The 23,235-nt window shown below is 63.8% G+C and carries 20 protein-coding genes; 5 read left to right on the top strand and 15 right to left on the bottom strand.

What is annotated here, in order from left to right; translation table 11 throughout:
- Window positions 1-16: 16 nt before the first annotated feature.
- The 5 genes from X773_RS60750 to uxaC form a co-directional block, all read right to left on the bottom strand.
- Complete coding sequence (locus X773_RS60750) at window positions 17-793, bottom strand: FadR/GntR family transcriptional regulator (protein ID WP_023678088.1); 777 nt, start codon at window positions 791-793, stop codon at window positions 17-19.
- A 10-nt stretch (window positions 794-803) separates the two neighbouring features.
- Window positions 804-2,084 (bottom strand): TRAP transporter large permease, encoded by a 1,281-nt coding sequence (locus X773_RS60755; protein ID WP_023678089.1) that lies wholly within the window; start codon window positions 2,082-2,084, stop codon window positions 804-806.
- 4 nt (window positions 2,085-2,088) lie between these two features.
- Window positions 2,089-2,616, bottom strand: a complete 528-nt coding sequence (locus X773_RS60760; protein WP_023678090.1) for a TRAP transporter small permease — start codon at window positions 2,614-2,616, stop codon at window positions 2,089-2,091.
- A 103-nt stretch (window positions 2,617-2,719) separates the two neighbouring features.
- Window positions 2,720-3,697, bottom strand: coding sequence for a TRAP transporter substrate-binding protein (locus X773_RS60765; RefSeq protein ID WP_023678091.1), 978 nt, complete (start codon window positions 3,695-3,697; stop codon window positions 2,720-2,722).
- A 38-nt stretch (window positions 3,698-3,735) separates the two neighbouring features.
- On the bottom strand, window positions 3,736-5,145 hold the full coding sequence (uxaC, locus tag X773_RS60770; protein WP_023678092.1) for a glucuronate isomerase: 1,410 nt from the start codon (window positions 5,143-5,145) through the stop codon (window positions 3,736-3,738).
- A 175-nt stretch (window positions 5,146-5,320) separates the two neighbouring features.
- On the opposite strand from uxaC, the gene X773_RS60775 reads away from it, so the two are divergent.
- Together X773_RS60775 and uxuA are read left to right on the top strand one after the other, a co-directional pair.
- A complete protein-coding gene (locus tag X773_RS60775; protein WP_023678093.1) occupies window positions 5,321-6,895 on the top strand; it encodes a mannitol dehydrogenase family protein in 1,575 nt (524 codons plus the stop codon).
- Window positions 6,892-8,070 carry a mannonate dehydratase gene (gene uxuA, locus X773_RS60780; protein WP_023678094.1) on the top strand — a complete coding sequence of 393 codons (1,179 nt, stop codon included), beginning with the start codon at window positions 6,892-6,894 and terminating at the stop codon, window positions 8,068-8,070. Before X773_RS60775 ends, uxuA begins: the two co-directional genes overlap by 4 nt.
- Window position 8,071: 1 nt before the next feature.
- Here the strand turns inward: uxuA and lepB are convergent, their stop codons facing one another.
- The 8 genes from lepB to X773_RS60820 form a co-directional block, all read right to left on the bottom strand.
- Window positions 8,072-9,046 (bottom strand): signal peptidase I, encoded by a 975-nt coding sequence (gene lepB / locus X773_RS79065; protein ID WP_084641293.1) that lies wholly within the window; start codon window positions 9,044-9,046, stop codon window positions 8,072-8,074.
- An 89-nt stretch (window positions 9,047-9,135) separates the two neighbouring features.
- On the bottom strand, window positions 9,136-9,543 hold the full coding sequence (locus tag X773_RS60790) for a F0F1 ATP synthase subunit epsilon (RefSeq protein WP_023678096.1): 408 nt from the start codon (window positions 9,541-9,543) through the stop codon (window positions 9,136-9,138).
- A gap of 118 nt (window positions 9,544-9,661) precedes the next feature.
- On the bottom strand, window positions 9,662-11,227 hold the full coding sequence (gene atpD, locus X773_RS60795) for a F0F1 ATP synthase subunit beta (RefSeq protein ID WP_023678097.1): 1,566 nt from the start codon (window positions 11,225-11,227) through the stop codon (window positions 9,662-9,664).
- 67 nt (window positions 11,228-11,294) lie between these two features.
- Entirely contained in the window at window positions 11,295-12,179 is an 885-nt protein-coding gene (locus X773_RS60800; protein WP_023678098.1) for a F0F1 ATP synthase subunit gamma, read from the bottom strand.
- Between the two features lie 28 nt (window positions 12,180-12,207).
- A complete protein-coding gene (gene atpA, locus X773_RS60805; protein WP_023678099.1) occupies window positions 12,208-13,737 on the bottom strand; it encodes a F0F1 ATP synthase subunit alpha in 1,530 nt (509 codons plus the stop codon).
- Window positions 13,737-14,297, bottom strand: a complete 561-nt coding sequence (locus X773_RS60810) for a F0F1 ATP synthase subunit delta (RefSeq protein ID WP_023678100.1) — start codon at window positions 14,295-14,297, stop codon at window positions 13,737-13,739. The genes atpA and X773_RS60810 overlap by 1 nt, the downstream gene beginning before the upstream one ends.
- Window positions 14,298-14,543: 246 nt before the next feature.
- Window positions 14,544-14,939, bottom strand: a complete 396-nt coding sequence (locus X773_RS60815) for a DUF4345 family protein (protein WP_023678101.1) — start codon at window positions 14,937-14,939, stop codon at window positions 14,544-14,546.
- 108 nt (window positions 14,940-15,047) lie between these two features.
- Window positions 15,048-17,231, bottom strand: coding sequence for a primosomal protein N' (locus X773_RS60820; protein WP_023678102.1), 2,184 nt, complete (start codon window positions 17,229-17,231; stop codon window positions 15,048-15,050).
- Between the two features lie 90 nt (window positions 17,232-17,321).
- On the opposite strand from X773_RS60820, the gene fsa reads away from it, so the two are divergent.
- Complete coding sequence (gene fsa / locus X773_RS60825) at window positions 17,322-17,975, top strand: fructose-6-phosphate aldolase (RefSeq protein ID WP_023678103.1); 654 nt, start codon at window positions 17,322-17,324, stop codon at window positions 17,973-17,975.
- A 70-nt stretch (window positions 17,976-18,045) separates the two neighbouring features.
- On the opposite strand, the gene lptE is transcribed toward fsa, so the two are convergent.
- Together lptE and leuS are read right to left on the bottom strand one after the other, a co-directional pair.
- On the bottom strand, window positions 18,046-18,627 hold the full coding sequence (lptE, locus tag X773_RS60830) for an LPS assembly lipoprotein LptE (protein ID WP_023678104.1): 582 nt from the start codon (window positions 18,625-18,627) through the stop codon (window positions 18,046-18,048).
- The gene (gene leuS / locus X773_RS60835; RefSeq protein WP_023678105.1) at window positions 18,614-21,238 is read right to left on the bottom strand and encodes a leucine--tRNA ligase; all 2,625 of its coding nucleotides are present in this window, start codon (window positions 21,236-21,238) and stop codon (window positions 18,614-18,616) included. Before leuS ends, lptE begins: the two co-directional genes overlap by 14 nt.
- 146 nt (window positions 21,239-21,384) lie before the next feature.
- On the opposite strand from leuS, the gene X773_RS60840 reads away from it, so the two are divergent.
- Window positions 21,385-22,047 (top strand): YggS family pyridoxal phosphate-dependent enzyme, encoded by a 663-nt coding sequence (locus X773_RS60840; protein ID WP_023678106.1) that lies wholly within the window; start codon window positions 21,385-21,387, stop codon window positions 22,045-22,047.
- 110 nt (window positions 22,048-22,157) lie between these two features.
- Window positions 22,158-23,207, top strand: coding sequence for an aldo/keto reductase (locus X773_RS60845; protein ID WP_023678107.1), 1,050 nt, complete (start codon window positions 22,158-22,160; stop codon window positions 23,205-23,207).
- Window positions 23,208-23,235: the final 28 nt, after the last annotated feature.

A 23,235-nucleotide genomic window follows, 5' to 3' on the forward strand; every position in this document is an offset into this window, starting at 1 on the left:
GGGCTGCCTCAATTGCTTATTCCGTTGCCGCGGCCTTGACCGAGTCGGCATAAAAAACCTGGCGCGCGTGCAGGCGCTCGCGATAGCGCTGCTGGCTGGCACCGAGATGCCCGCGCATCGCCTCCCGCGCCGCCTCGGCATCGCCTGCCGAGATGGCGTTGAGGATCATCAGGTGTTCGCGCTGCAGGCCGCGCTGGTAGGCGTCGGACTGCGCGAACTCGGTCGACCAGGGCGAGGTCACATCGCAAGGAATAGCGCGCCGGCCGAGCACGTCGAGCATCTCGACATAGAACGGATTGTTGGTGGCGCTGGCGATTGCGCGGTGGAAGGCAAGGTCGGCCGGTCCAGTCGGCTCGCTGTTGAGGAGCAGCCGTTCGAACTCGAAGAAGGCTTCCTGGATTGCCGCTTCCTGCGCGGCGTTGCGCCGGATGGCGGCGAGCCCGGCGGATTCGATCTCGATCGCCAACCTGACTTCGAGCACGTTGAGGGCAATCGAATCCTTGCTGCCCATCTCCGCTGCCAGAGCACCGAACGCTGTCGAGATATGTTCGGTCACGAAAACGCCGGCGCCTTGGCGCGGCTCGACCAGGCCGTCCGCGGCAAGCTTGGCCAGCGCCTCGCGTATCACGGTGCGGCTGACCCCGAAGGTTTCCGTCAGCTGGCCCTCGGTCGGCAGCTTTTGCCCAGGCTGGATCTCGCCCGCCTGCAGCTGCTTGCGGATCGCCGCGACGACGGTTTCCGAAAGCTTCGGTCTTCGTTCGACGCGGAGCCCGACGGCCGTGTCCGATGCCATGTCGCACCCCCTATTTGAAGACGCTCGGCAGCCATAGCGAAATGGCCGGAATGTAAGTGACGAGCGCCAGCACCACGAGGCCTGCGCCATAGAATGGCCAGATCGAGCGCATCGATTCCCAGACGGATATCTTGCCCACTGCGCATGCCACGAACTGCACTGCGCCCACCGGCGGCGTGTTCAGCCCGATGCCGAAATTGAGGATCATGATGACGCCGAAATGCACCGGATCGACGCCGTAGGCCTGCGCCACGGGCAGGAAGATAGGCGTGCAAATGATGATCGTCGGCCCCATGTCCATGAACGTGCCGAGGAACAGCATCAAGAGGTTGAGCAGGAGAAGCACAACCAGCGGATCGTCCGAGATCGCGTTCATGGAGGCTATCAACGCTGCCGGCACTTTCAGGAAGGCCATCAGCCACGAGAACGCCGCCGCCATGCCGATGATGAGCAGCACCATAGCCGTGGTGCGCACGGCGCCATGGGTGGCATGAACGAACCCTTCCCAGGTCATCTGCCGGTAAACGAAGACGGTCACGAGCAGCGCATAGATGACGGCGATACAGGAACTCTCGGTGGCGGTGAAGACGCCCGATCGCACGCCGCCGAAGATGATCGCGATCAGCAGCAGGCCGGGCACGGCGACGGCGAAAAGATGCGCGACCGCGGTGAAGCCCGGAAACGCCTCGGTCGGATAGCCGCGGGAGCGCGCCACGATATAGGCGGTGACCATCAGCGACAGGGCCAGTAGCAGGCCCGGGATGATACCGGCCGTGAACAGATCGGCGATGGAGATCTTTCCGCCTGCCGAGATCGAGTAGATGATCATGTTGTGCGACGGCGGCAGCAGCAGCGCGATCAGTGCCGCCATCGACGTGACGTTGACGGCGTAGTCCGCTCCATATCCACGCGCCTTCATCTGCGGGATCATCAGGCCGCCTACCGCCGCTGCCTCCGCAACCGCTGAGCCGGAAATGCCGCCGAACAGTGTAGCGGTTGCAATGTTGACCTGGCCGAGGCCGCCGCGCAAATGGCCGACGAGCGAGCCAGCGAAGGCAACGATCTTGCTGGCGATGCCGCCGCGCACCATCAAGTCGCCGGCGTAGATGAAAAACGGAATGGCCAGCAGCGAAAAGACGCTCATGCCGGAATTCAGGCGCTGGAACACGATGAGCGGCGGCAGGCCCATATAGAGGACGGTGGCGAGGCTTGCGACGCCGAGGCAGAAAGCGATCGGCGTGCCGATAAGCATCAGCAGGGTGAAGACGCCGAAGAGAATCCACAGTTCCATGGCGTCAGACCTTCACGTTGGCGGTGTCGAGTTCGGCCGCGACTTCGGCCGGCGGCAGTTCATCGAGGGCATCGTCGATCGGCGCGCCGGAGAGGCGAAGCACGATGCGCTCCAGCGTGAAGAGCACGATGAGCGCGCCTCCCGCGACAAGCGGGACATAGTCCCAGCCCCCCGATATGCCGAGTGACGGCAAGACGGAGCCCCAGGTCAATGCGACCAGCTGGCTGCCATACCAGATCATGCCGATGCCGAAGGCGAGCGCGACAATATCCGAAATCATCCGCAGCCAGCGCTTGCCGCCTTTCGGCAGCACGTAGAGCAGGACGTCGAAGCCAAGATGGTAGTTCTCGCGAACGCCGACGGCAGCGCCGAGGAAAATGAACCAGCTCATCAGCATCACCGAGCCGGGCTCGGTCCAGCTCGGCGAGCGGTTCAGAACATAGCGGCCGAACACCTGCCAGGCGACGAACGCGGTCATCAGCACCAGCCCGATGCCGGCGATCGACAGCGCCGCCGTGCTGACGCGCGACATCACTTGCGCGACGCCGGACAGGAGCGGTGTTGGTTTTGGGCTGGAAGTCACCGGTTTTCTCCCCAGGAGGATGGCGGCACGGAATGTCCGCGCCGCCGCTTGATCACTGCACGGCCTTGATGGCTTCGACCATGGCCTTCAGCTTGTCGTCCTTGACGTGCTTCTCGTAGACCGGCCCCATCGCGTCGATGAAGGGCTGCTTGTCCGGCGTCGTGATCTGCGAACCGGCCGCCTCGACCTTGGCGCGCGATTCCTTGACCTTGGCGGTCCACAGCTCGCGCTGCTTGGCGACGCTTTCCTTGGCGGCCGCCTTGAAGATCGCCTGGTCTTCCGGCGTCAGCTTGTCCCAGCTCGACTTCGCCATGACGAAGGCTTCCGGCACCATCGTATGCTCGTCGAGCGAATAGTATTTGGCGACTTCCGCGTGCTTGGCGGTGTCGTAGCTCGGAAAATTGTTCTCCGCGCCGTCGATCACCCCGGTCTCGATCGCCGAATACACCTCGCCATACGGCATCGGCGTCGCGTTGGCGCCGAGTGCCGCCACCATGTCGACGAAGATGTCGGACTGGATGACGCGGAACTTCATGCCGGCCATGTCGGCTACGGTGTTGATCGGCTTCTTCGAATTGTAGAAGGAGCGCGAGCCGCCGTCGTAAAAGGCGAGCAGCACCAGCCCGACCTGGTCGAACGCCGCCGCGATCTGGTCGCCGATCGCCCCGTCCATGACCTTGTGCATATGCTCTTCCGAACGGAAGATGTAGGGCAGCGAGGGCACGGTGGTCTCCGGGATGAGCCCGTTGAACGGCGCCATCGAGACGCGGTTGAGATCGATCACGCCGGTACGCACCTGCTCGATCGTGTCCTTTTCCTCGCCGAGTTGCGCGGAAGGATAGATCTCGACCACATAGCGGCCGGCCGTGCGCTCCTTCACCAGCTCGCCGAAATATTTGACCGCCTCGACCGTCGGATAGCCGTCCGGGTGCGTGTCGGACGAGCGCAGGACCGTCTGGGCGCTTGCCGATCCGGCCAGCAGTGCGGCGGCAAGTAGCGTAGCTCCCGCCAATCTCGAAAAATGCAGCATTGGTTTCCTCCCGTTTTGAACGATGGCGGCAAGCGCCGTTAGAGCCGGTACGCCTGTTTCGCGAGCGTATAGGCAAGTTCCTGCGCCAGCTCGTGCGCCTCGTCCTCGCCGAGCCGATGCTCGGCGACGAGACGCGCCAGATATGCGCAATCGACCCGGCGCGCCACATCATGGCGGGCCGGTATGGATGGAAAGGCGCGGGTGTCGTCGTTGAAACCGACGGTGTTGTAGAAACCGGCGGTTTCGGTGGTCATCTCACGGAACCGGCGCATGCCTTCGGGGCTGTCGTGGAACCACCAGGCCGGCCCGAGCTTCAATGCCGGGTAGACGCCGGCAAGCGGCGCCAGTTCGCGCGCATAGCTGGTCTCGTCAAGGGTGAAGAGGATGATGGTGAGGTCGCGCTCCAGCCCGACGCAGTCGAGCAGCGGCTTCAGCGCCGTCACATAATCGGTGCGGGTCGGGATATCGAAGCCTTTGTCCCTGCCGAACCTGTGAAAGATAGAAGGCGAATGATTGCGCCAGGAGCCGGGATGGATCTGCAGGACCAGCCCGTCGTCGCGGCTCATCTTGGCCATCTCGGTCAGCATCTGGGCGCGAAACAGTTTTCGCTCGCGCTCGTCGTCCGAGCCCCGGCGGATGCGGTTGAACAGCTCCTGCGCGGCGGCATCCGAGAGATTGGCGGTTTCGGCCGTAGGATGGCCGTGATCGGAGGAAGTCGCGCCGAAACTCTTGAAGAAGGCGCGCCGCTGGCGGTGCGCCTCGAGATAGCCGGTCCAATTGCCGGTATCGCACCCGGTGATCTCGCCAAGCCGGTCGAGATTGGCCGAGAACCCTTCGAAGTCGGGATCGACGATCGCATCCGGCCGATAGGCGGTGATGACGCGGCCCTCCCAGCCGCTGTCGCGGATCATCTGGTGCCATCTGAGATCGTCGAGCGCGCCTTCGGTCGTCGCGATGACTTCAATGTTGAAGCGCTCGAACAGCGCTCGCGGGCGAAAATTCTCCCACTGCAGCAAGGTCGAGATCATATCGTAATGGCGGTCGGCGGTTGCGGCCGTCAGCGGCTCGTCGATGCCGAACAGATGGGCAAGCACATGGTCGAACCACAGCCGGGTCGGCGTGCCGCGGAACAGGTAATAATGCTCGGCGAAGCACCGCCAGATCGTTCTGCCGTCGGTTTCCACCGGCGAGCCGTCAAGCGTCGGCACACCAAGCTCCTCAAGCCGAACGCCCTGGCTGAACAGCATGCGGAAAATGTAGTGGTCCGGCACGATCAGCAACTGCGCCGGATCGGGAAACGCCTCGTTGAGCGCATACCAGCGCGGATCGGTGTGGCCGTGCGGGCTGACGATCGGCAGGTCCTTGACCGCGGCGTAGAGATCACGGGCCAGCGAACGCGGGCGCGCCTCGGCGGCAAACAGCAAATCCGGATCCGTCAATGCGGCCACGCAAATCCTCCCAATCCGGACATCGGTAGGGTTGGAAAGAAATAATGTCAACATACAAAAACTGGGTTGTTGTATGATGACTTTTCGTCGGCCATTGCCCATTGTGCGTGACGGCATCGGGTGTTACGCCGCCTGACAGCAGTGACCCAACAATCTCGATCAGACACGTGGCGCAATGACCAATAGACGCCTTTCCAACAGCACGCTGAAGGCACTGCCGGCTTCGGTCGCGATTCCGCGCTACGACCGCGGCGGCGTCGCACCTGGCATCGTCCATCTCGGCGTCGGTGCCTTCCATCGCGCCCACCAGGCGGCCTATGTCGACGACTGCCTGGCGGCGGGCGAGGCGGACTGGGGCATTGTCGGCGTGTCCTTGCGCAGTCCTGACACGCGCGACGCACTGGCGCCGCAGGATGGCCTCTACACGCTGGCGATCAGGAGCAGCATCGGCGAAGAGCTGCGCGTCGTCGGCTCGATCCTGTCGCTGCTGGTGGCGCCGGAAGATCCGGCTGCGGTGCTCGCCGCCCTGACCGATCAGCGCACCCGCATCGTCACGCTCACGATCACCGAAAAGGCTTATCTGAGAGCAGCCGGCGGCGGTTTGGACAGCACCCATCCGGACATCGTCCATGATTTGGCTAGCCCGCAAATGCCACGGACGGCGCATGGTTTTCTCACCGAAGCGCTGTCGCGCCGCCGTGCCGCCGGCATCCAGCCTTTCACCGTGCTCTGCTGCGACAACCTTCCGGCCAATGGCGCCACGCTGCACCGCCTGCTGGTCGAATTCGCCGCGCTGCGCGATTCCAGGCTCGCCACTTCAGGCGATGCCAGGCTCGCCACTTCAGGCGATGCCAGGCTCGCCACTTCAGGCGATGCCAGGCTCGCCGCTTCAGGCGATGCCAGGCTCGCCGCACACATTGCCGACGGCGTCGCGTTTCCGTCGAGCATGGTCGACCGTATCGTGCCGGCGACCACCGACGCCGACCGAGCGCGTATCGCCGTCGAGCTCGGCGTCGAGGATGCCTGGCCGGTGATGACCGAGCCGTTCTGCCAATGGGTGGTCGAAGACGATTTCCCGGCTGGCAGGCCGGCCTGGGAAAAGTTCGGCGTCACCATGGTCGGCGACGTCGGGCCCTTCGAGGACATGAAGCTGCGGCTGCTCAACGGCTCGCATTCGGCAATCGCCTATCTCGGCCTGCTCAGCGGCGACGACACGGTCGACCGCGCCTTTGCCGATCCGGCGATCCGGCAATTCGTCGACGGACTATGGGCCGAGGCGATCCCGACGCTGCCGCAGGACGCCGGGCTCGATACGGCCGGCTACACGGCCCAGCTCGCCGAACGCTATTCGAACACGGCGCTCGCCCATCGCACGGCGCAGATCGCCAATGACGGCAGCCAGAAGCTGCCGCAGCGCATCGTCGCCTCGGCCCTCGATCGACTGGGCGCCGGTGACCCGCCCGCGCATCTCATGCTGGTGGTGGCGGCCTGGATCGCCGCTTGCGAGGCGCGCGGCAAAACCTTGCCGGAAGCCCATTTTACCGACCCGATCGACGCTCGGCTTACGGCGCTCGGCAGCCGGCCGGCTGATGAGACGGTGACAGCGATATTCGATCTCGCCGGCTTCGCCAAGGACCATTCCCACCGCATGACACTGATCGATCTGACGGCAGCCCATCTCGAGCGCCTGCGGCGGGGCGGCACTGCCGCAGCTTTGGCGGCGCTTGGCATAGGGAGTGAGAAGCCATGAGACAGACCTGGCGCTGGTTCGGGCCAGACGATCCGGTGACGCTTGCCCATGTCCGTCAGGCCGGCGCCGTCGGCATCGTCAGCGCGCTGCACCACCTCAACGACGGCCGCGCCTGGCCGGCAGACGAGATCGCCAGGCGCAAGGCCGAGATCGAGGCAGCAGGGCTGACCTGGGACGTGGTCGAGAGCATCGTCGTGCACGAGGACATCAAGACCCGCAGCGGCGACTGGCGCAGCCTGATCGACAATTACAAGGCCTCGATCCGCGCCGTCGCCGCCGCCGGTATCAACACCGTCTGCTATAATTTCATGGCGATCACCGACTGGACGCGCACCGACCTCGATTACCCGATGCCGCATGGCGGCACGGCGCTGCGCTTCGATGTCGTCGAGCTCTGCGCCTATGACGTCTTCATCCTTGAGCGAGAAGGGGCGGAGGCCGATCACCCAGCGGCCCGTATCGAGGCCGCGCGTGCGCGGCTGCAAGCCATGAACGAAAGCGACAAGGCAAGGCTGGAGCGCAACCTGATCGGCTGGGTGCCGGCGCGCGAATTCATCTTCGATCGGGCAAGCTTCCGCCGCGCCCTCGACCTCTACAAGGACGTCTCCACCGAAGGCCTGCGCGAAAACCTGTTTGCCTTCCTGCGCGAGATCGTGCCGGTGGCCGAAGAGGCCGGCCTCAGGATGGCGATCCACCCCGACGATCCGCCTTTTTCGCTGTTCGGCCTGCCGCGAATCGTTTCCAAGGCAGCCGATGCCCGCGCGCTGCTCGACGCGGTCGCTTCGCCGGCAAACGGGCTGACACTGTGCACCGGCTCCTACGGCGCGGGCGCGCAGAACGATCTGCCCGCAATGGCCAAGGCCTTCGCCGAAAACATCCATTTCGCCCATCTGCGCAACGTCACCAAGGAGCCAGACGGCTCCTTCCACGAAGCCGAGCACCTCGACGGCGACACCGACATGGTGGCGGTCGTGTCGGCGCTGATTGGCGAAGAGCGGCGGCGCAAGGCGGCAGGCAGGGCGGACTGGCAGGTGCCGATGCGTCCCGACCATGGCCACGCCATCGTCGACGACATCGGCAAGAAGGTGAACCCCGGCTATTCCTGCATTGGCCGCCTGAAGGGCCTTGCCGAACTGCGCGGCGTGATGCGCGCAGTAGAGGCACTGACGGTTTGAGCTATTTGCCTGACGAATCCAATATTTGTCGGGACGAATAATCGGTGCCCTTGGAATTCCAGAACAGCCGCACGGCCTTGCCGACCAGATTTTCATAGGGAACAAACCCGACACTGAACCGGCTGTCGGAGGCATTGTCGCGATTGTCGCCAAGCACGAAGTAGTGGCCTTCGGGCACCTCAAACACGCGCGTATTGTCGCCGATCGAGTTGTCGGTGAGGTTGAGAACGGAATGGGTGACGCCCCCCGGCAGAGTTTCGCGTTGAAGTTTGGCTTTCGAGAACTCTTCGGACGAAAAAGTGCCGATATCGTCGAGTCCCACCGCGACATCGTTGATGTGAAGCACCCCGTCGATGATCTGGATCTTCTCGCCGGGAAGGCCGACAATCCGCTGGATGTAGTCCACGCTCGGATCGGGCGGGAACTTGAAGACAACCACATCTCCCCTTTTGGGTTCCGCGCCGAATATACGTCCATCAACGGGAAGCAAGTTGAACGGCACGCTGTAGCGGCTGTAGCCGTATGCCATTTTGGAGACGAAGAGATAGTCGCCTTCCTGCAACGTCGGCACCATGCTGCTGGAGGGAATCGAAAAAGGCTGGAGCAGGAACGCGCGTATTGCGAATGCAGCCGGATACGAGGTCAGAAAGACGAGCACCAGCACCGAAAGCCCACGCGCGTACCATCTGTCCGGCTTGAACCGGTGCGCGAAGGGAACAACGATCGCTGCCCACAGGGCCATCAAACCGATCCCTGAAAAATTGGCCCACCAAGCAAGATCGACGCCAGGCAATACCGGAAAGCCAATGTAAATAAGCGCGAAAACGACGACGCTGATCACCACCAGGCTGGCGACCGCCAGTTTGCCGCTGCCGATCCAGAGGAACCCGCCAAACGGGCCGCCATAGGCCGAAACCAGGGCCGTCGACCATCTGGATCGCGAGATAGTTTCTTGTTGCACTGCTTGTTCTGTCATCGGCCACCCCCACGCCAAGGCAGCCAGACTGTCCACCAAACAACAAAGCGGGGCAAGCCCGCTTTTTCAGTTAGTCATTTGACCGGAACTCACGCCGGCAACAGCGCACCTTCAAGCGTCGTAAGCTGGTTGAGGAACTGCTCGGCCTTGCTGCGGGTCTGGTCGTCCTTGGCGTCGGCGGCGTCTTCCCTGGCCTCCTGGATGCGGCGGGCAAGGTCGGCGCGGTCGATGTCGCCGACGGCTACCGCCGATTCCGCCAGAAGCGTGCAGCCGGCCGGAACGATGTCGGCAAAGCCGCCGAACACCACATAGCGCTCTTCCTTGCCTTGCGCGGTCTTCAGCGTAACGACGCCCGGCTTGATTGTGGTCATGACCGGCGCGTGATGCGCCATGACAGTCATCTCGCCTTCGGCGCCCGGAATGACGACGGATTCGACCTGCTCGGAAACCAAGAGGCGCTCCGGCGAGACCAGTTCGAATTTGAAAGCTTCAGGCATGATCAGTTTAGCGACTGGTGAATGGTGAATGGTGAACGGTCAGAAAGAATGACCTTCACTCAGCCCCGATTTCCTATCCGCTACTCCCCATTCACAATTCACTATTGACCATTCACCATCAGGCCGCTTCGGCGGCCAGGCGCTGTGCCTTCTCGACCGCTTCCTCGATGCCGCCGACCATGTAGAAGGCGGCCTCCGGCAGATGGTCGTAATCGCCGTTGCAAAGGCCCTTGAAGCCCTTGATGGTGTCGGCGAGGTCGACCAGCTTGCCCGGTGCGCCGGTGAACACTTCGGCGACGAAGAAGGGTTGCGACAGGAAGCGCTCGATCTTGCGGGCGCGGGCCACGGTCTGCTTATCCTCTTCCGACAGCTCGTCCATGCCCAGGATGGCGATGATGTCCTGCAGCGACTTGTAACGCTGAAGGATCGACTGCACCTGGCGGGCGACCTGGTAATGCTCTTCGCCGACAACCATCGGGTCGAGCATGCGCGAGGTCGAATCGAGCGGATCGACGGCCGGATAGATGCCCTTTTCCGAAATCGCGCGGTTGAGCACGGTCGTCGCGTCGAGGTGGGCGAACGAGGTCGCCGGTGCCGGGTCGGTCAGGTCGTCGGCCGGCACATAGATCGCCTGCACCGAGGTGATCGAACCCTTGGTCGTCGTGGTGATACGCTCCTGCAGCGCGCCCATGTCGGTAGCCAGCGTCGGCTGGTAGCCCACGGCCGAAGGAATGCGGCCGAGCAGCGCCGACACTTCCGAGCCCGCCTGCGTGAAGCGGAAGATGTTGTCTACGAAGAACAGCACGTCCTGGCCCTGGTCGCGGAAATATTCGGCAACCGTCAAGCCGGTCAGGCCGACGCGGGCGCGGGCGCCCGGCGGCTCGTTCATCTGGCCATAGACGAGCGCGGCCTTGGAGCCTTCGCCGCCGCCCTTCTTGTTGACGCCGGACTCGATGAACTCGTGATAGAGGTCGTTGCCTTCGCGGGTGCGCTCGCCGACGCCGGCGAACACCGAGAAGCCGCCATGCGCCTTGGCGACGTTGTTGATCAGTTCCTGGATCAGCACCGTTTTGCCGACGCCGGCGCCGCCGAACAGGCCGATCTTGCCGCCGCGGGCATAGGGGGCCAGCAGGTCGAGCACCTTGATGCCGGTGACCAGGATCTGCGCTTCCGTCGACTGCTCGACATAGGTCGGCGCCGGCTGGTGGATCGAGCGCATCTCGATGCCGTCGACCGGGCCTGCCTCGTCGACCGGCTCGCCGATGACGTTGATGATGCGGCCGAGCATGCCCGGGCCGACCGGCACGGTAATCGGTGCACCGGTGTCATAGACGTCCTGGCCGCGGACCAGACCTTCGGTCGAGTCCATGGCGATGCAGCGCACGGTGTTTTCGCCGAGATGCTGGGCCACCTCTAGCACCAGGCGATTGCCGACGTTGATCGTCTCAAGCGCGTTCAGGATCGCCGGCAGATGTTCGCCAAACTGGACGTCGACAACGGCGCCGATGACCTGGCGAACCTTGCCTGCCAGGCCGGTTTTCTTGATGGTGGCGGCCGGCGTATTCACAGCGGCGGCCTTGGTTGCTGCCGCCTTCTTGGCCGGAGCGGCCTTTGCTGCTGCCGGAGCCTTCGCTGGTGCCGCGGCCTTAGGGGCTGCCGTCTTCGGGGTCGCTGCTTTCGCCATCGTCTTTACCCTTTTCGTCTCTTTGTTTCTCACACGCTTGAGGTCGATGACCTCCTTGTGGGCGTGCCTAGAGCGCCTCGGCGCCCGAAATGATTTCGATCAATTCCTTGGTGATCTGCGCCTGCCGCTGGCGGTTGTAGGTGATCGACAATTTGTTGATCATGTCGCCGGCGTTGCGCGTCGCATTGTCCATGGCGCTCATCTTGGCGCCCATCTCGCCGGCAGCATTCTCGAGCAGCGCGCGAAAAACCTGCACGGAAATGTTGCGTGGGATGAGATCGGAGAGGATCTCGCCCGGCTCCGGCTCGTATTCGTAGACGGCGCTGCCGCCGTCCTTCACTTCCGCGCCAGCCGCAGGCGCGCCCGCCGGGACAATTTGCTGCGCCGTCGGGATCTGGCTGATCACCGACTTGAACTGCGAATAGAACAGCGTGCAGATGTCGAAGCCGCCTTCGTTGAACAGGTGGATCACCTTCTTGGCGATGGCATCGGCATTGACGAAGCCCAGCGTCTTGACCTCGCGCAGGTCGACACGCTCGATGATCAGCGCCCCGTAGTCGCGGCGCAATATGTCGAACCCCTTCTTGCCGACGCAGATGATCTTGACCTGCTTGCCGTCGGCCAGAAGCTTGCGGATGTGGTCGCGGGCAAAGCGGGCGATCTGCGAATTGAAACCGCCGCACAGACCGCGTTCGGCCGTGCAGACGACAAGCAGATGCACGTCGTCCTTGCCGGTGCCGGTCATCAGCGCCGGGGCATCGCCGCCGCCGCCGATCGCCTGGGTGATATTGGCCAGCACCGCGCCCATGCGCTCCGAATAGGGACGCGCCGCTTCCGCCGCTTCCTGCGCGCGACGCAGCTTCGCCGCGGCGACCATCTGCATCGCCTTGGTGATCTTCTGCGTCGCCTTGACCGAGGCGATACGGTTACGAAGGTCTTTTAACGAAGGCATGCTTCAAACCTGATCCCGTCCGTCCTGCTCAAGCAAAGGTCTTGGCGAAGGCGTCGATTTCTGCCTTCAGCCTGGCGCGCAGATCGTCGGACAGCGCCTTCTCCTTGCGGATGCCGTCGAGCACGTCCTTGCCGGCCGAGCGCATATGCGACAGCAGACCATGCTCGAACTTGCCGACCTGGTTGACCGCCAGCTTGTCGAGATAGCCGTTGACGCCGGCGAAGATCACCGCGACCTGCTCCTCGACTTTGAGCGGCGAGAATTGCGGCTGCTTCAACAGCTCGGTCAGACGCGAGCCGCGGTTGAGCAGGCGTTGCGTGGCGGCGTCGAGATCGGAGCCGAACTGCGCGAAAGCAGCCATTTCGCGGTACTGCGCGAGCTCGCCCTTGATCGACCCGGCAACCTGCTTCATCGCCTTGATCTGCGCCGAGGAGCCGACGCGCGACACCGAAAGGCCGACATTGACCGCCGGGCGCACGCCCTGGAAGAACAGATTGGTTTCCAGGAAGATCTGGCCGTCGGTGATCGAGATGACGTTGGTCGGGATATAGGCCGACACGTCGTTGGCCTGCGTTTCGATGATCGGCAGCGCCGTCAGCGACCCACCGCCGTTTTCGTCATTGAGCTTGGCGGCGCGCTCGAGCAGGCGCGAGTGCAGGTAGAAAACGTCGCCGGGATAGGCTTCGCGGCCCGGCGGACGGCGCAGCAGCAGCGACATCTGGCGATAGGCGACGGCCTGCTTCGACAGGTCGTCGTAGCTGATCAGCGCGTGCATGCCGTTGTCACGGAAATATTCGCCCATGGTGCAGGCGGTGAACGGCGCCAGGAACTGCATTGGCGCCGGATCGGAGGCGGTCGCGGCGACGATGATCGAATAGTCGAGCGCGCCGCGCTCTTCCAGGACCTTGACGAACTGCGCCACCGTCGAGCGCTTCTGGCCGACGGCGACATAGACGCAGTACAGCTTTTCCTTCTCAGGGCCGTTGTCGTGCACCGATTTCTGGTTGAGCATGGTGTCGAGGATGATCGCGGTCTTGCCGGTCTGGCGGTCGCCGATGACCAGTTCGCGCTGGCCGCGGCCGACCGGGATCAGCGCGTCGATGGCCTTGAGGCCGGTCGACATCGGCTCGTTCACCGATTTGCGCGGGATGATGCCGGGCGCTTTGACGTCGACGCGCTTGCGTTCGGTGGCCTGGATCGGGCCTTTGCCATCAATCGGGTTGCCGAGCGCGTCGACGACGCGGCCGAGCAGGCCCATGCCGACGGGCGCATCGACGATGGCGCCGGTGCGCTTGACGGTGTCGCCTTCCTTGATGTCGCGGTCGGCGCCGAAGATGACAACGCCGACATTGTCGGCTTCGAGGTTGAGCGCCATGCCGCGGATGCCGCCGGGGAACTCGACCATCTCGCCGGCCTGGACATTGTCGAGGCCGTAGACGCGGGCGATACCGTCACCGACGGACAGCACCTGGCCGACTTCGGAGACCTCGGCCTCCTTGCCGAAATTCTTGATCTGGTCTTTCAGAATTGCGGAAATTTCCGCGGCGCGGATGTCCATCAGCCGACCTCTTTCAGTGCAAGCTTGAGCGAATTGAGTTTGGTTTTGAGCGACGTATCGATCTGGCGCGAGCCGATCTTGACCACCAGTCCGCCGAGCAGCGACGGATCGACGGTGACCGTGATCGCCACATCCTTGCCGGCGACACTTTTCAGCGCTGCCTTCAGCTCGGTTTCCTGGGCAGGCGTCAGCGCATGCGCCGAGGTAACCTCGGCGGCGGTCTCGCCGCGGTGTTCGGCGGCGATCTGGCGGAACGCCTTGATCATGCCGGGCACGGCAAATAGCCGGCGATTCTGGGCAACGACGCGCAGGAAATTGCCGGTGAGGCCGGTGATCCCCGCTTTGTCGGCGATCGCGGCGATCGCCTTGGCCTGGTCCTCGCTGGAGAAGACAGGGCTCCTGATCAGCCGCGAAAGGTCAGCGCTGCCTTCGAGCATCGTTTCGAACCTATTGAGGTCGGCCTCGACGCTGGCGACCGAATTGGCCTGCAGCGCGAGTTCGAACAGCGAACCCGCATAGCGTTCTGCGACACCTGAGATTGGCGATGACGATTGGGCCACGGACCGTCTTTTCTCTTGTCTGACAGGCCGCAGATTGTTGGCGCGAGCAAAAACTCTGGCTAAATCTTTGACCTTACTGCATTTTTCCAAGCACGGAGGCGCGGCTTCCGCTATCCCCGGTCGAAAGTCGATTGCCGTCTAGCACAGGCATTTTCAGACCGCAATGCGTCGTCCGGCATGGTTTTCAGGCACTATTGTCGCATCCGCCGGCCGAGTTCAGCAACCAACCCCGGATTGATCCCTGATTCAGGGCAAAAAGCCGAAGGCGAAGGCCAGAGGCAGCGCCGCCAGCACCAGCTCGACGACGATGGATGCCCAGTTGAACGGCGTGTTGGCGCCGTCCGACATCATCGACAGCAGCCGGCCGAAGGCGGTGAACAGCCAGGAGAAGCCGAGCGCCATATAGAGCAGCGGCTGCGCCAGGAGGATGCAGCACAGGCTGAGGCCGAGATAGAAGCCCGACATCCGGCCGCGCCCCTCGGCGATCGCCGCTGCCTTCTCCGGTCTGACCTGCAGCCGCAGGATCCGGAAGGCCAATCCTGGCGCCAGGAACAGCAGCAGGCCGAACAGCAAGGTCACCACGGCGCTCGACCATGCCAGCCACTCGCCCTGGCTCATCGGCCACGGAAACGCAAATTCCATGTTGTCCCCTCGTAAATGGATATTCAAAATTTCGGGCATTCTAACGAAGCAAGAGACATACGCCAGATGGGCATCGGCAATTTACGGAAGCCTGTCCTCTGAGCCCCTTCACAAAAAGCTCTGCGGGTCGATGTCGACCTGGACTCGCACCGAGCCCCTTATCTTCGGTCCCTCGGCCAGCATGGTGCGAATGAACCCTTGCATGTCGGCGCGCCGTTCGCCCTGGATCAGCAGGCGAAAGCGATGGCGGCCGCCGATCAACGACAGCGGCGCCTCGGCCGGGCCGAGCACGAACAGGTCGCTGGCCTGCGGCGCGGCGCGACGCAGGCCACGGGCGTGCCCTTCGGCTTCGGCCCGTGTCGCCGCGCTGACGATGACGCCGGCGAGCCTGCCGAAGGGCGGCAGCCCCGCCCGCTCACGCTCGGCGATCTCGCGCTCGTAGAAGGCCTCGGCATCGCCTGAGACGATCGCGCGCATCACCGGGTGGTCGGGTTGGAAGGTCTGCAGCAGGCCGAGGCTTTTCTTGCCGGTGCGGCCGGCGCGGCCGGTCACCTGGCTGAGCAGTTGGAAGGTGCGCTCGGCGGCGCGCGGGTCGCCATTGGCAAGGCCGAGATCGGCATCGACCACACCGACCAGCGTCATGTTGGGGAAATTATGGCCCTTGGCGACGAGTTGTGTGCCGATGACGATGTCGGCCTCGCCATTGGCGATGGCTTCAAGCTCGAGCCGCAGCCGCCGCACGCCGCCCATCAGGTCGGACGACAAGACGATGGTGCGGGCATCGGGGAAATGCGCGACGACCTCCTCGGCGATGCGCTCGACGCCTGGCCCGCAGGCGACCAGATGATCGAGCGTGCCGCATTCCGGACAGGCTTCGGGCCGGCGTTCATTGTGCCCGCAGTGGTGGCAGACGAGCTGGCCGCGAAAGCGGTGCTCGACCAGCCAGGCCGAGCAGACCGGACAGCCGAAGCGGTGGCCGCAGACCCGGCAGAGCGTCAGCGGCGCATAGCCGCGCCGGTTGAGGAACAGCAGCGACTGTTCCTTTCTTTCCAGCGTCTGCCGTATATGGCCGAGCAGTACAGGCGACAGGAAGCCGCCGCGTGCCGGCGGCGCGCGGCGCATGTCGATCGTCTTGAGATCGGGAAGTGCCGCCTCGGCAAAGCGCGCCGAAAGCACCGCCCTGCTGTAGCGGCCCTGGCTGGCATTGACCCGGCTTTCGACCGACGGTGTCGCCGAGGCGAGCACGACCGGAAAGCCGCCGATATGGCTGCGCACCACGGCCATGTCGCGCGCGTTGTAAAAGACGCGATCCTCCTGCTTGTAGGCGGGATCGTGCTCTTCGTCGACGACGATCAGTCCAAGCTCCCTGAATGGCAGGAACAGCGCCGAGCGCGCGCCTGCGACGACCCGCACGCCGCCTTCCGCTACCTGCCGCCAGACCTTTTCGCGCATCCTTGGCGGCAGGTCCGAGTGCCACTCCGCCGGCTTGGCGCCGAACCGCTCCTGGAAGCGTTCGAGGAAGGCGTGGGTCAGCGCGATTTCCGGCAGCAGGATCAGCACCTGCTTGCCGCGATCGAGCGCGGCCGCGACCGCCTCGAAATAGACCTCCGTCTTGCCGGATCCGGTTACACCGTCGAGCAGGGTGACGCCGAATGTACCGGTCGCGACATTGGCGCGCAGCGTCTCGGCGGCATCGCTCTGGTCGGGCATCAGTGAAGGCACGGCGTAGCCGGGATCGGGTGCTGCGACCACCGGCCGCGGCGGGATCATCACCGTCTGGAATACGCCCTGCACCCGCAGCCCGTCCACCACCGTCGACGACACGCCTGCCGCATGCGCCAGGCCGGATCGCGTCCAGGCAAGTCCGCCTTCGGCCGTCTCCAGCACGCGCGTCCTCGCCTCCGTCATCCGGTCGGGCTTGGCGAACGTGCGCTGCAGCCCTTCGATCCACGGCTCCGGGTCGAACGCCTCCGGCGCCCTGAGCAGCATGCGCGCCACCATGCCGGGCGGCGACAGCGTGTACTGCGCCACCCAATCGACAAAACGCCGCATCGCGCGGTCGATCGGCGGGCAGTCGAAAACCTGCTCGATCGGCCGCAATTTCTTCGCGTCGACCTTTTCGACGGCGCCGTCCCAGACGATGCCGGCGACCTGGCGGGGCCCAAGCGGAACGCGCACGATCGAGCCCGGCACCACGCGCATGCCAGCCGGCACGGCATAGGTGTAGGGGCGCTCGGCGGGCATCGGCACCAGCACCGGTGCGGCCGCGACAAAGGGCGAATCTTCGATCATGAGGCGTGACCTTGCCCCGACTTTGGTCTAGATCAAAGTCCGACCCCAAATGTGCATGACGTGCACATGAAAAATCTTCAGGAGACCGCCATGAAATTTTTTGTCGACACCGCCGATGTCAAGGAAATCCGCGAGCTGAACGATTTGGGGCTGCTCGACGGCGTAACCACCAATCCGTCGCTGATCCTGAAATCCGGCGGCAAGATCGCCGACGTCACAAGAGAGATCTGCGAGATCGTCAAGGGCCCAGTCTCGGCCGAAGTCGTCGCCACCGAATACAAGGACATGATGGCGGAGGCCAAGATCCTGGCCAGGATCGCCGACAATGTCTGCATCAAGGTGCCGCTGACGCTCGACGGCCTGAGAGCCTGCAAGGACATCCGGTCGGACGGCCGCATGGTCAACGTCACGCTGTGCTTCTCGGCCACCCAGGCGCTGCTCGCCGCCAAGGCCGGCGCCTCCTTCATCTCGCCCTTCGTCGGCCGCATCGACGATAGCGGCTGGGACGGCATGGAGCTGATTGCCGATATCCGCACCATCTACGACAATTATGACTTCCAGACTGAAATCCTGACCGCTTCGGTGCGTACCGTGAACCATGTCAAGCAGGCGGCGCTGATCGGTGCCGATGTCATCACCGCGCCGCCGGCGACGCTCAAGGCGCTGGTCAAGCACCCGCTGACCGACAAGGGCCTGGAACTGTTCCTCGCCGACTGGGCAAAGACCGGGCAGAAGATCGGCTGAAGCGACTATCCTACGAACAAAAAAAGCCGAGCAATCGGCCTTTTTTGCAGATTGCGCACTCTGGAAAGACCTAGCTTGCCGCCGGCTTGCCGTGCTTGATCAGATCCTGGGCAATCGACAGCCGCAGCACATCTGCCAGCTCGCGCGCCGCACGGTTCTCGGCGTCGATCTGGGCCCGGTATGACGCGAATTCCTGGCGCGGCCTGTCGTATGACGACGGAATCGAGCGCTTGCCCCTCGCTATGACCGTGCCCGTCTTGGCATCGCTGAGCACATAGTTGGCAGTCAGCGTCACAGTGCCGGCGGTCGGCTCGTCTTCGTCGGTCGTGACCTGCTCGATTGCCGCCGATTCGACGAGTTCGGAGACGCCGAGATCAAGCGAATAGACCGGCGAAGCCGGCTCGCCGGCGCCCTGGCCGAGCGCGAAGATCAAATTGTTGCGGACCTGCTGGGCGTAGCGGGTCTTGACCGGCTTGACCGAGATCGATGCCAGTTCGGCAGCAGCGCCGACCTGCGAGCCGGCGATCAGCGGCGCGCTCGAATAGAGCGGCCGCACCGTGCAGGCGGAAACCAGCGCCACCGAGGCGAGCAGCCCGCAAAGCACAACGCGGCGCAGCGTCAACTCTGTCTTTCGCGGATCAGGCAACGACATTGACGATCCTCTGCGGCACTATGATCACCTTGCGCGGCGCCTTACCTTCGAGCGCTTTCTGCACGAAGTCGAGAGCCAGAACCGCCTTTTCGACCGCACCTTGATCCGCGTCACGGGCAATTGTCAAATCGCCGCGTTTCTTGCCGTTGACCTGGACCGGCAGCACGATCTCGGCGTCGACGACAAGCGAGCGATCGTAATCCGGCCAGGGCCGTTCGGCGACAAGGTCGGTGCCGCCGAGCGTCTGCCAGCACTCCTCGGCCAGATGCGGCATGACCGGCGCGATCAGGTGCACCAGGATCTCGACGGCCTCACGGCAGGCCGCTTGCAGCGCCGGACCGGCCCTGCCCTCTGCCGCCTCGTTGAGCGGTACGGTCAAGGCATTGGCGAGCTCGTAGATGCGGGCGATGGCGCGGTTGAAGGCGAGCTTTTCGATATCCTCGCCGACCGACTTCAAGATCTTGTGCGCGGCCTTGGACACTGTCCCGGCCTCGCCGTCCTTCGCCGCCTCTGGCCGGACTCCGGCGAGCGATTCGGCAGCCGTCGACACCAGGCGCCAGATGCGCTGGATGAAGCGATGCGCGCCGGCCGCACCCTCGTCGGTCCATTCGACATCGCGCTCGGGCGGCGAGTCCGACAGCATGAACCAGCGCGCCGTATCGGCGCCGTAGCCGTCGGTGATCTCTTCCGGACTCACCGTATTCTTCTTCGACTTCGACATTTTTTCGAGCGGACCGATCACCGCCTCTTCGCCGGTGGCGATTTCGAAGGCGCGGCGCTTGCCGTCGGCGTCTTCCAGCCTGACCTCGCTAGGCGCAAGCCAGCGGCCGTTCGAGGCGCCGCCAACCCGATAGGTCTCGTGCACCACCATGCCTTGCGTGAACAGGCCCCTGAACGGCTCGGCGAGATCGACATGGCCGGTCTCGCGCATGGCGCGGGTGAAAAAGCGCGAATAGAGCAAATGCAGGATCGCATGCTCAATGCCGCCAATATACTGGTCGACCGGCAGCCATTCAGTCGCGGCCTTGGGATCGGTCGGATCGTTTGCCCACGGCGCGGTGAAGCGAGCGAAATACCAAGAAGAATCGACAAATGTGTCCATCGTGTCGGTTTCGCGCCGCGCATCCTTGCCGCAACGCGGGCATTTGACGTGCCGCCATGTCGGATGGCGATCGAGCGGATTGCCCGGCCGGTCGAACTCGATGTCGTCCGGCAGCTTGACCGGCAGGTCGGCCTTCGGCACCGGCACCACGCCGCAATCCTCGCAATGGATCATCGGGATCGGGCAGCCCCAATAGCGCTGGCGCGAAATGCCCCAGTCGCGCAGGCGGAAATTCACCTTGCGCTCGGCCATCGGCCGGTTGCCGATGGTCCTTTGTTCCAGCAGCTTCGCCACCTCGTCGAATGCCTGATCCGGCTTCATGCCGTCGAGGAAGCGCGAATTGATCATCGCGCCATCATCGACATAAGCCTCGTCGATGACCTGGAAGCTTCCTTGATTCTCGCCTTCCGGCATCACCACCGGAATGACCGGAAGGCCGTATCTGTTGGCGAAGTCGAGGTCGCGCTGGTCATGTGCCGGGCAGCCGAAGATGGCGCCGGTGCCATAGTCCATCAGCACGAAATTGGCGACGTAGACGGGCAGCGTCCACCTCTCGTCGAACGGATGGACAACGCGAATGCCGGTATCGAAACCCTTCTTCTCGGCCGTCTCCAATGCCGCCGCCGAAGTGCCCATATGGCGGACTTCGTCGATGAACTTTGCCAGCGCCGGATTGTCCTCGGCGGCCTTTTTGGCCAGCGGATGGTCGGCCGCAATCGCCATGAAGGACGCGCCGAAGATGGTGTCGGGCCTGGTCGTATAGACTTCGAGCTCATGCTCGCCGGCGACTGGCTTGGCCAGCGGCCAGCGGATCAGCAGCCCTTCCGAACGGCCGATCCAGTTCGCCTGCATCAGCTTCACTTTTTCCGGCCAGTCGTCGAGTTGGTCGAGCGAATCCAGCAGATCCTGCGCGTAATCGGTGATCTTGAAGAACCACTGCGTCAGCTCGCGCTGTTCCACCAGCGCGCCTGAGCGCCAGCCGCGTCCGTCGATGACCTGCTCGTTGGCAAGCACCGTCATGTCCTCCGGATCCCAGTTGACCTTGGAGGATTTGCGCGTCACCAGCCCCTTCTCGACGAAATCGAGGAACAGCATCTGCTGGCGGTGATAGTAGTCGACGTCGCAGGTGGCGAACTCGCGGGCCCAATCGAGCGACAGGCCCATGACCTTGAGCTGCTCGCGCATGGCGGCGATGTTCTGATAGGTCCAGTCCTTGGGATGGACCTTGTTCTGCATCGCCGCGTTTTCGGCTGGCATGCCAAAGGCGTCCCAGCCCATCGGGTGCAGCACGTTGAAACCCTTGGCCCGCTTGTAGCGCGCCACCACGTCGCCCATCGTATAGTTGCGGGTATGGCCGATATGGATGCGCCCCGACGGATACGGGAACATCTCCAGCACGTAGTATTTCGGGCGCGGGTCGTCATTGTCGGCTTCGAACAGCTTCTTGGCGTCCCAGGCGTTCTGCCATTTGGGCTCTGACGCGCGCGGATTGTATCGTTCGGTTGCCATCGGGTGTTTTTCACTTAAAAGCATGCGCGAGCCGCCGGACAATGCCCGGGCGGCTCAGGAAATGTCGTCGCGGTGTTCACCATGGATTGCCGGACCCGTCAACTGCGGCGATCCGGCGAAAAGCCAAACACAGGCAGGATATAGGCATGGCGAGCGCCGTCGAACAGCTTTTCACGGTCAAGGCAAGGATCGCTGCCGCCGAGCGCGAGGCAGGCCGTGAGGCCGGAGCGGTGACGCTGGTCGCAGTCTCGAAAACCTTCGACGCCGCCGATATCCGCCCGATTATCGAGGCCGGCCAGCGCGTCTTCGGCGAAAACCGCGTCCAGGAAGCACAAGCGAAATGGCCGGTGCTGAAGGAGGCATTTTCCGACATCGAGCTGCATCTGATCGGTCCGCTGCAATCGAACAAGGCCAAGGAAGCGGTGGCATTGTTCGATGTCATCGAAACCGTCGACCGTGAAAAGATCGCCGCAGAGCTGGCCAAGGAGATCGCCAGGCAAGGCCGGTCACCAAGGCTCTATGTCCAGGTCAACACCGGCTCCGAGCCGCAAAAGGCCGGCATCGAGCCGCGCGAGGCTGTCGCCTTCGTGGCCCGCTGCCGCTCGGTTCACGCCCTCGCCATCGAAGGGCTGATGTGCATTCCGCCGGCCGACGAGAACCCCGGTCCGCATTTCGCGCTGCTGGAAAAGCTTGGGCTTGAGGCCGGCGTCGACAAGCTCTCCATGGGCATGTCCGGCGACTACGAAACCGCGATCGCCTTCGGCGCGACCAGTGTCAGGGTTGGATCGGCAATTTTCGGCGCCAGATGAGGCGCAGCCGACCTTAGGCCACAGGCTGACATTGACTGCGCCAGCGTATAGAAACGGAACGTTTCGTTCCTATATGGGTCGAGTTATTCTCAACCCGTCTGGAGCCACCCATGCGTTACAATCAACTTGGAAATACGGGGATGTTCGTCTCCGAACTTTGCCTCGGCACGATGACGTTCGGCGCGGCCGGCGAGAATGCCCAATGGGGCCTGATCGCCAGCCTCGACCAGAAGGGCGTCGACGAGATCGTTGCCCGCTCGCTCGCCGCCGGCGTCAATTTCTTCGACACGGCGGATGTCTATTCCTTCGGCGCCTCGGAACGGCTTCTCGGCCAGTCGCTCAGGAATCTTGGCGTCAACCGACAGGACGTGATCATCGCCACCAAGGTCCATGGCGCCATGGGCGGGGGCCCGAACCAGCGTGGTTCCTCGCGCGGCCACATCATGGATTCGGTCGAAGGCAGCCTCGAGCGGCTGCAGCTCGATCACATCGATCTCTACCAGCTGCACGGCACCGACACGGTGACGCCGATCGACGAGACACTGCGGGCGCTCGACGACCTCGTTGCCGCCGGCACGGTCCGCTATGTCGGCGTCTCGAACTGGCAGGCCTGGCGCGTTGCCAAGGCGCTGGGTATTGCCGAGCGCAAGGGATTTGCCCGCTTCGAGACCGTGCAGTCGTACTACTCGATCGCCGGCCGCGATCTCGAGCGCGAAATCGTGCCGCTGCTCAACGAGGAGAAGCTCGGGCTGATGGTCTGGTCGCCGATGGCTGGCGGCCTGCTCTCCGGCAAATACGGACCGGGCGCCCCCGGCAATGGCGAGGGCCGCCGCGCCAGCTTCAATTTCCCGCCGGTCAATGAGGACCGTGCCTGGGCAGCAGTCGCCGTCATGCGCGAGATCGCCGTCAAGCACGGCGTCAGCGTCGCCACGGTGGCGCTCGGCTATGTCCTGGCCAAGCCATTCGTGATGAGCGTCATCATCGGCGCCAGCCGCATGGAGCAGCTGGAACAGAACCTTGCAGCCACCGAGTTGAAGCTCGATGCCGATGATCTCGTTCGCCTCGACGAAGTCAGTGCCCTGCCCGCCGAATACCCCGGCTGGATGCTGGAACGTCAGGCTGCCGGCCGGCGTCCGGCGCCCGTTGTGCCGAAAACGTAACTCAATCTCACCTTCGATTCGATGCTTC

This window comes from Mesorhizobium sp. LSJC280B00 (assembly GCF_000502835.1).
Taxonomy (GTDB): Bacteria; Pseudomonadota; Alphaproteobacteria; order Rhizobiales; family Rhizobiaceae; genus Mesorhizobium.

Excerpts from the sequence above, each read along its gene's own strand:
- X773_RS60800 (WP_023678098.1), bottom strand. The coding sequence starts at position 12,179 with ATGCCTTCGTTAAAAGACCTTCGTAACCGTATCGCCTCGGTCAAGGCG.
- X773_RS60820 (WP_023678102.1), bottom strand. The coding sequence starts at position 17,231 with ATGATCGAAGATTCGCCCTTTGTCGCGGCCGCACCGGTGCTGGTGCCG.
- uxuA (WP_023678094.1), top strand. The coding sequence starts at position 6,892 with ATGAGACAGACCTGGCGCTGGTTCGGGCCAGACGATCCGGTGACGCTT.
- X773_RS60840 (WP_023678106.1), top strand. The coding sequence starts at position 21,385 with ATGGCGAGCGCCGTCGAACAGCTTTTCACGGTCAAGGCAAGGATCGCT.
- X773_RS60775 (WP_023678093.1), top strand. The coding sequence starts at position 5,321 with ATGACCAATAGACGCCTTTCCAACAGCACGCTGAAGGCACTGCCGGCT.
- X773_RS60760 (WP_023678090.1), bottom strand. The coding sequence starts at position 2,616 with ATGTCGCGCGTCAGCACGGCGGCGCTGTCGATCGCCGGCATCGGGCTG.
- lptE (WP_023678104.1), bottom strand. The coding sequence starts at position 18,627 with ATGTCGTTGCCTGATCCGCGAAAGACAGAGTTGACGCTGCGCCGCGTT.
- atpA (WP_023678099.1), bottom strand. The coding sequence starts at position 13,737 with ATGGACATCCGCGCCGCGGAAATTTCCGCAATTCTGAAAGACCAGATC.
- X773_RS60765 (WP_023678091.1), bottom strand. The coding sequence starts at position 3,697 with ATGCTGCATTTTTCGAGATTGGCGGGAGCTACGCTACTTGCCGCCGCA.
- X773_RS60790 (WP_023678096.1), bottom strand. The coding sequence starts at position 9,543 with ATGCCTGAAGCTTTCAAATTCGAACTGGTCTCGCCGGAGCGCCTCTTG.
- lepB (WP_084641293.1), bottom strand. The coding sequence starts at position 9,046 with ATGACAGAACAAGCAGTGCAACAAGAAACTATCTCGCGATCCAGATGG.
- atpD (WP_023678097.1), bottom strand. The coding sequence starts at position 11,227 with ATGGCGAAAGCAGCGACCCCGAAGACGGCAGCCCCTAAGGCCGCGGCA.
- X773_RS60750 (WP_023678088.1), bottom strand. The coding sequence starts at position 793 with ATGGCATCGGACACGGCCGTCGGGCTCCGCGTCGAACGAAGACCGAAG.
- fsa (WP_023678103.1), top strand. The coding sequence starts at position 17,322 with ATGAAATTTTTTGTCGACACCGCCGATGTCAAGGAAATCCGCGAGCTG.
- X773_RS60755 (WP_023678089.1), bottom strand. The coding sequence starts at position 2,084 with ATGGAACTGTGGATTCTCTTCGGCGTCTTCACCCTGCTGATGCTTATC.
- X773_RS60815 (WP_023678101.1), bottom strand. The coding sequence starts at position 14,939 with ATGGAATTTGCGTTTCCGTGGCCGATGAGCCAGGGCGAGTGGCTGGCA.
- leuS (WP_023678105.1), bottom strand. The coding sequence starts at position 21,238 with ATGGCAACCGAACGATACAATCCGCGCGCGTCAGAGCCCAAATGGCAG.
- X773_RS60845 (WP_023678107.1), top strand. The coding sequence starts at position 22,158 with ATGCGTTACAATCAACTTGGAAATACGGGGATGTTCGTCTCCGAACTT.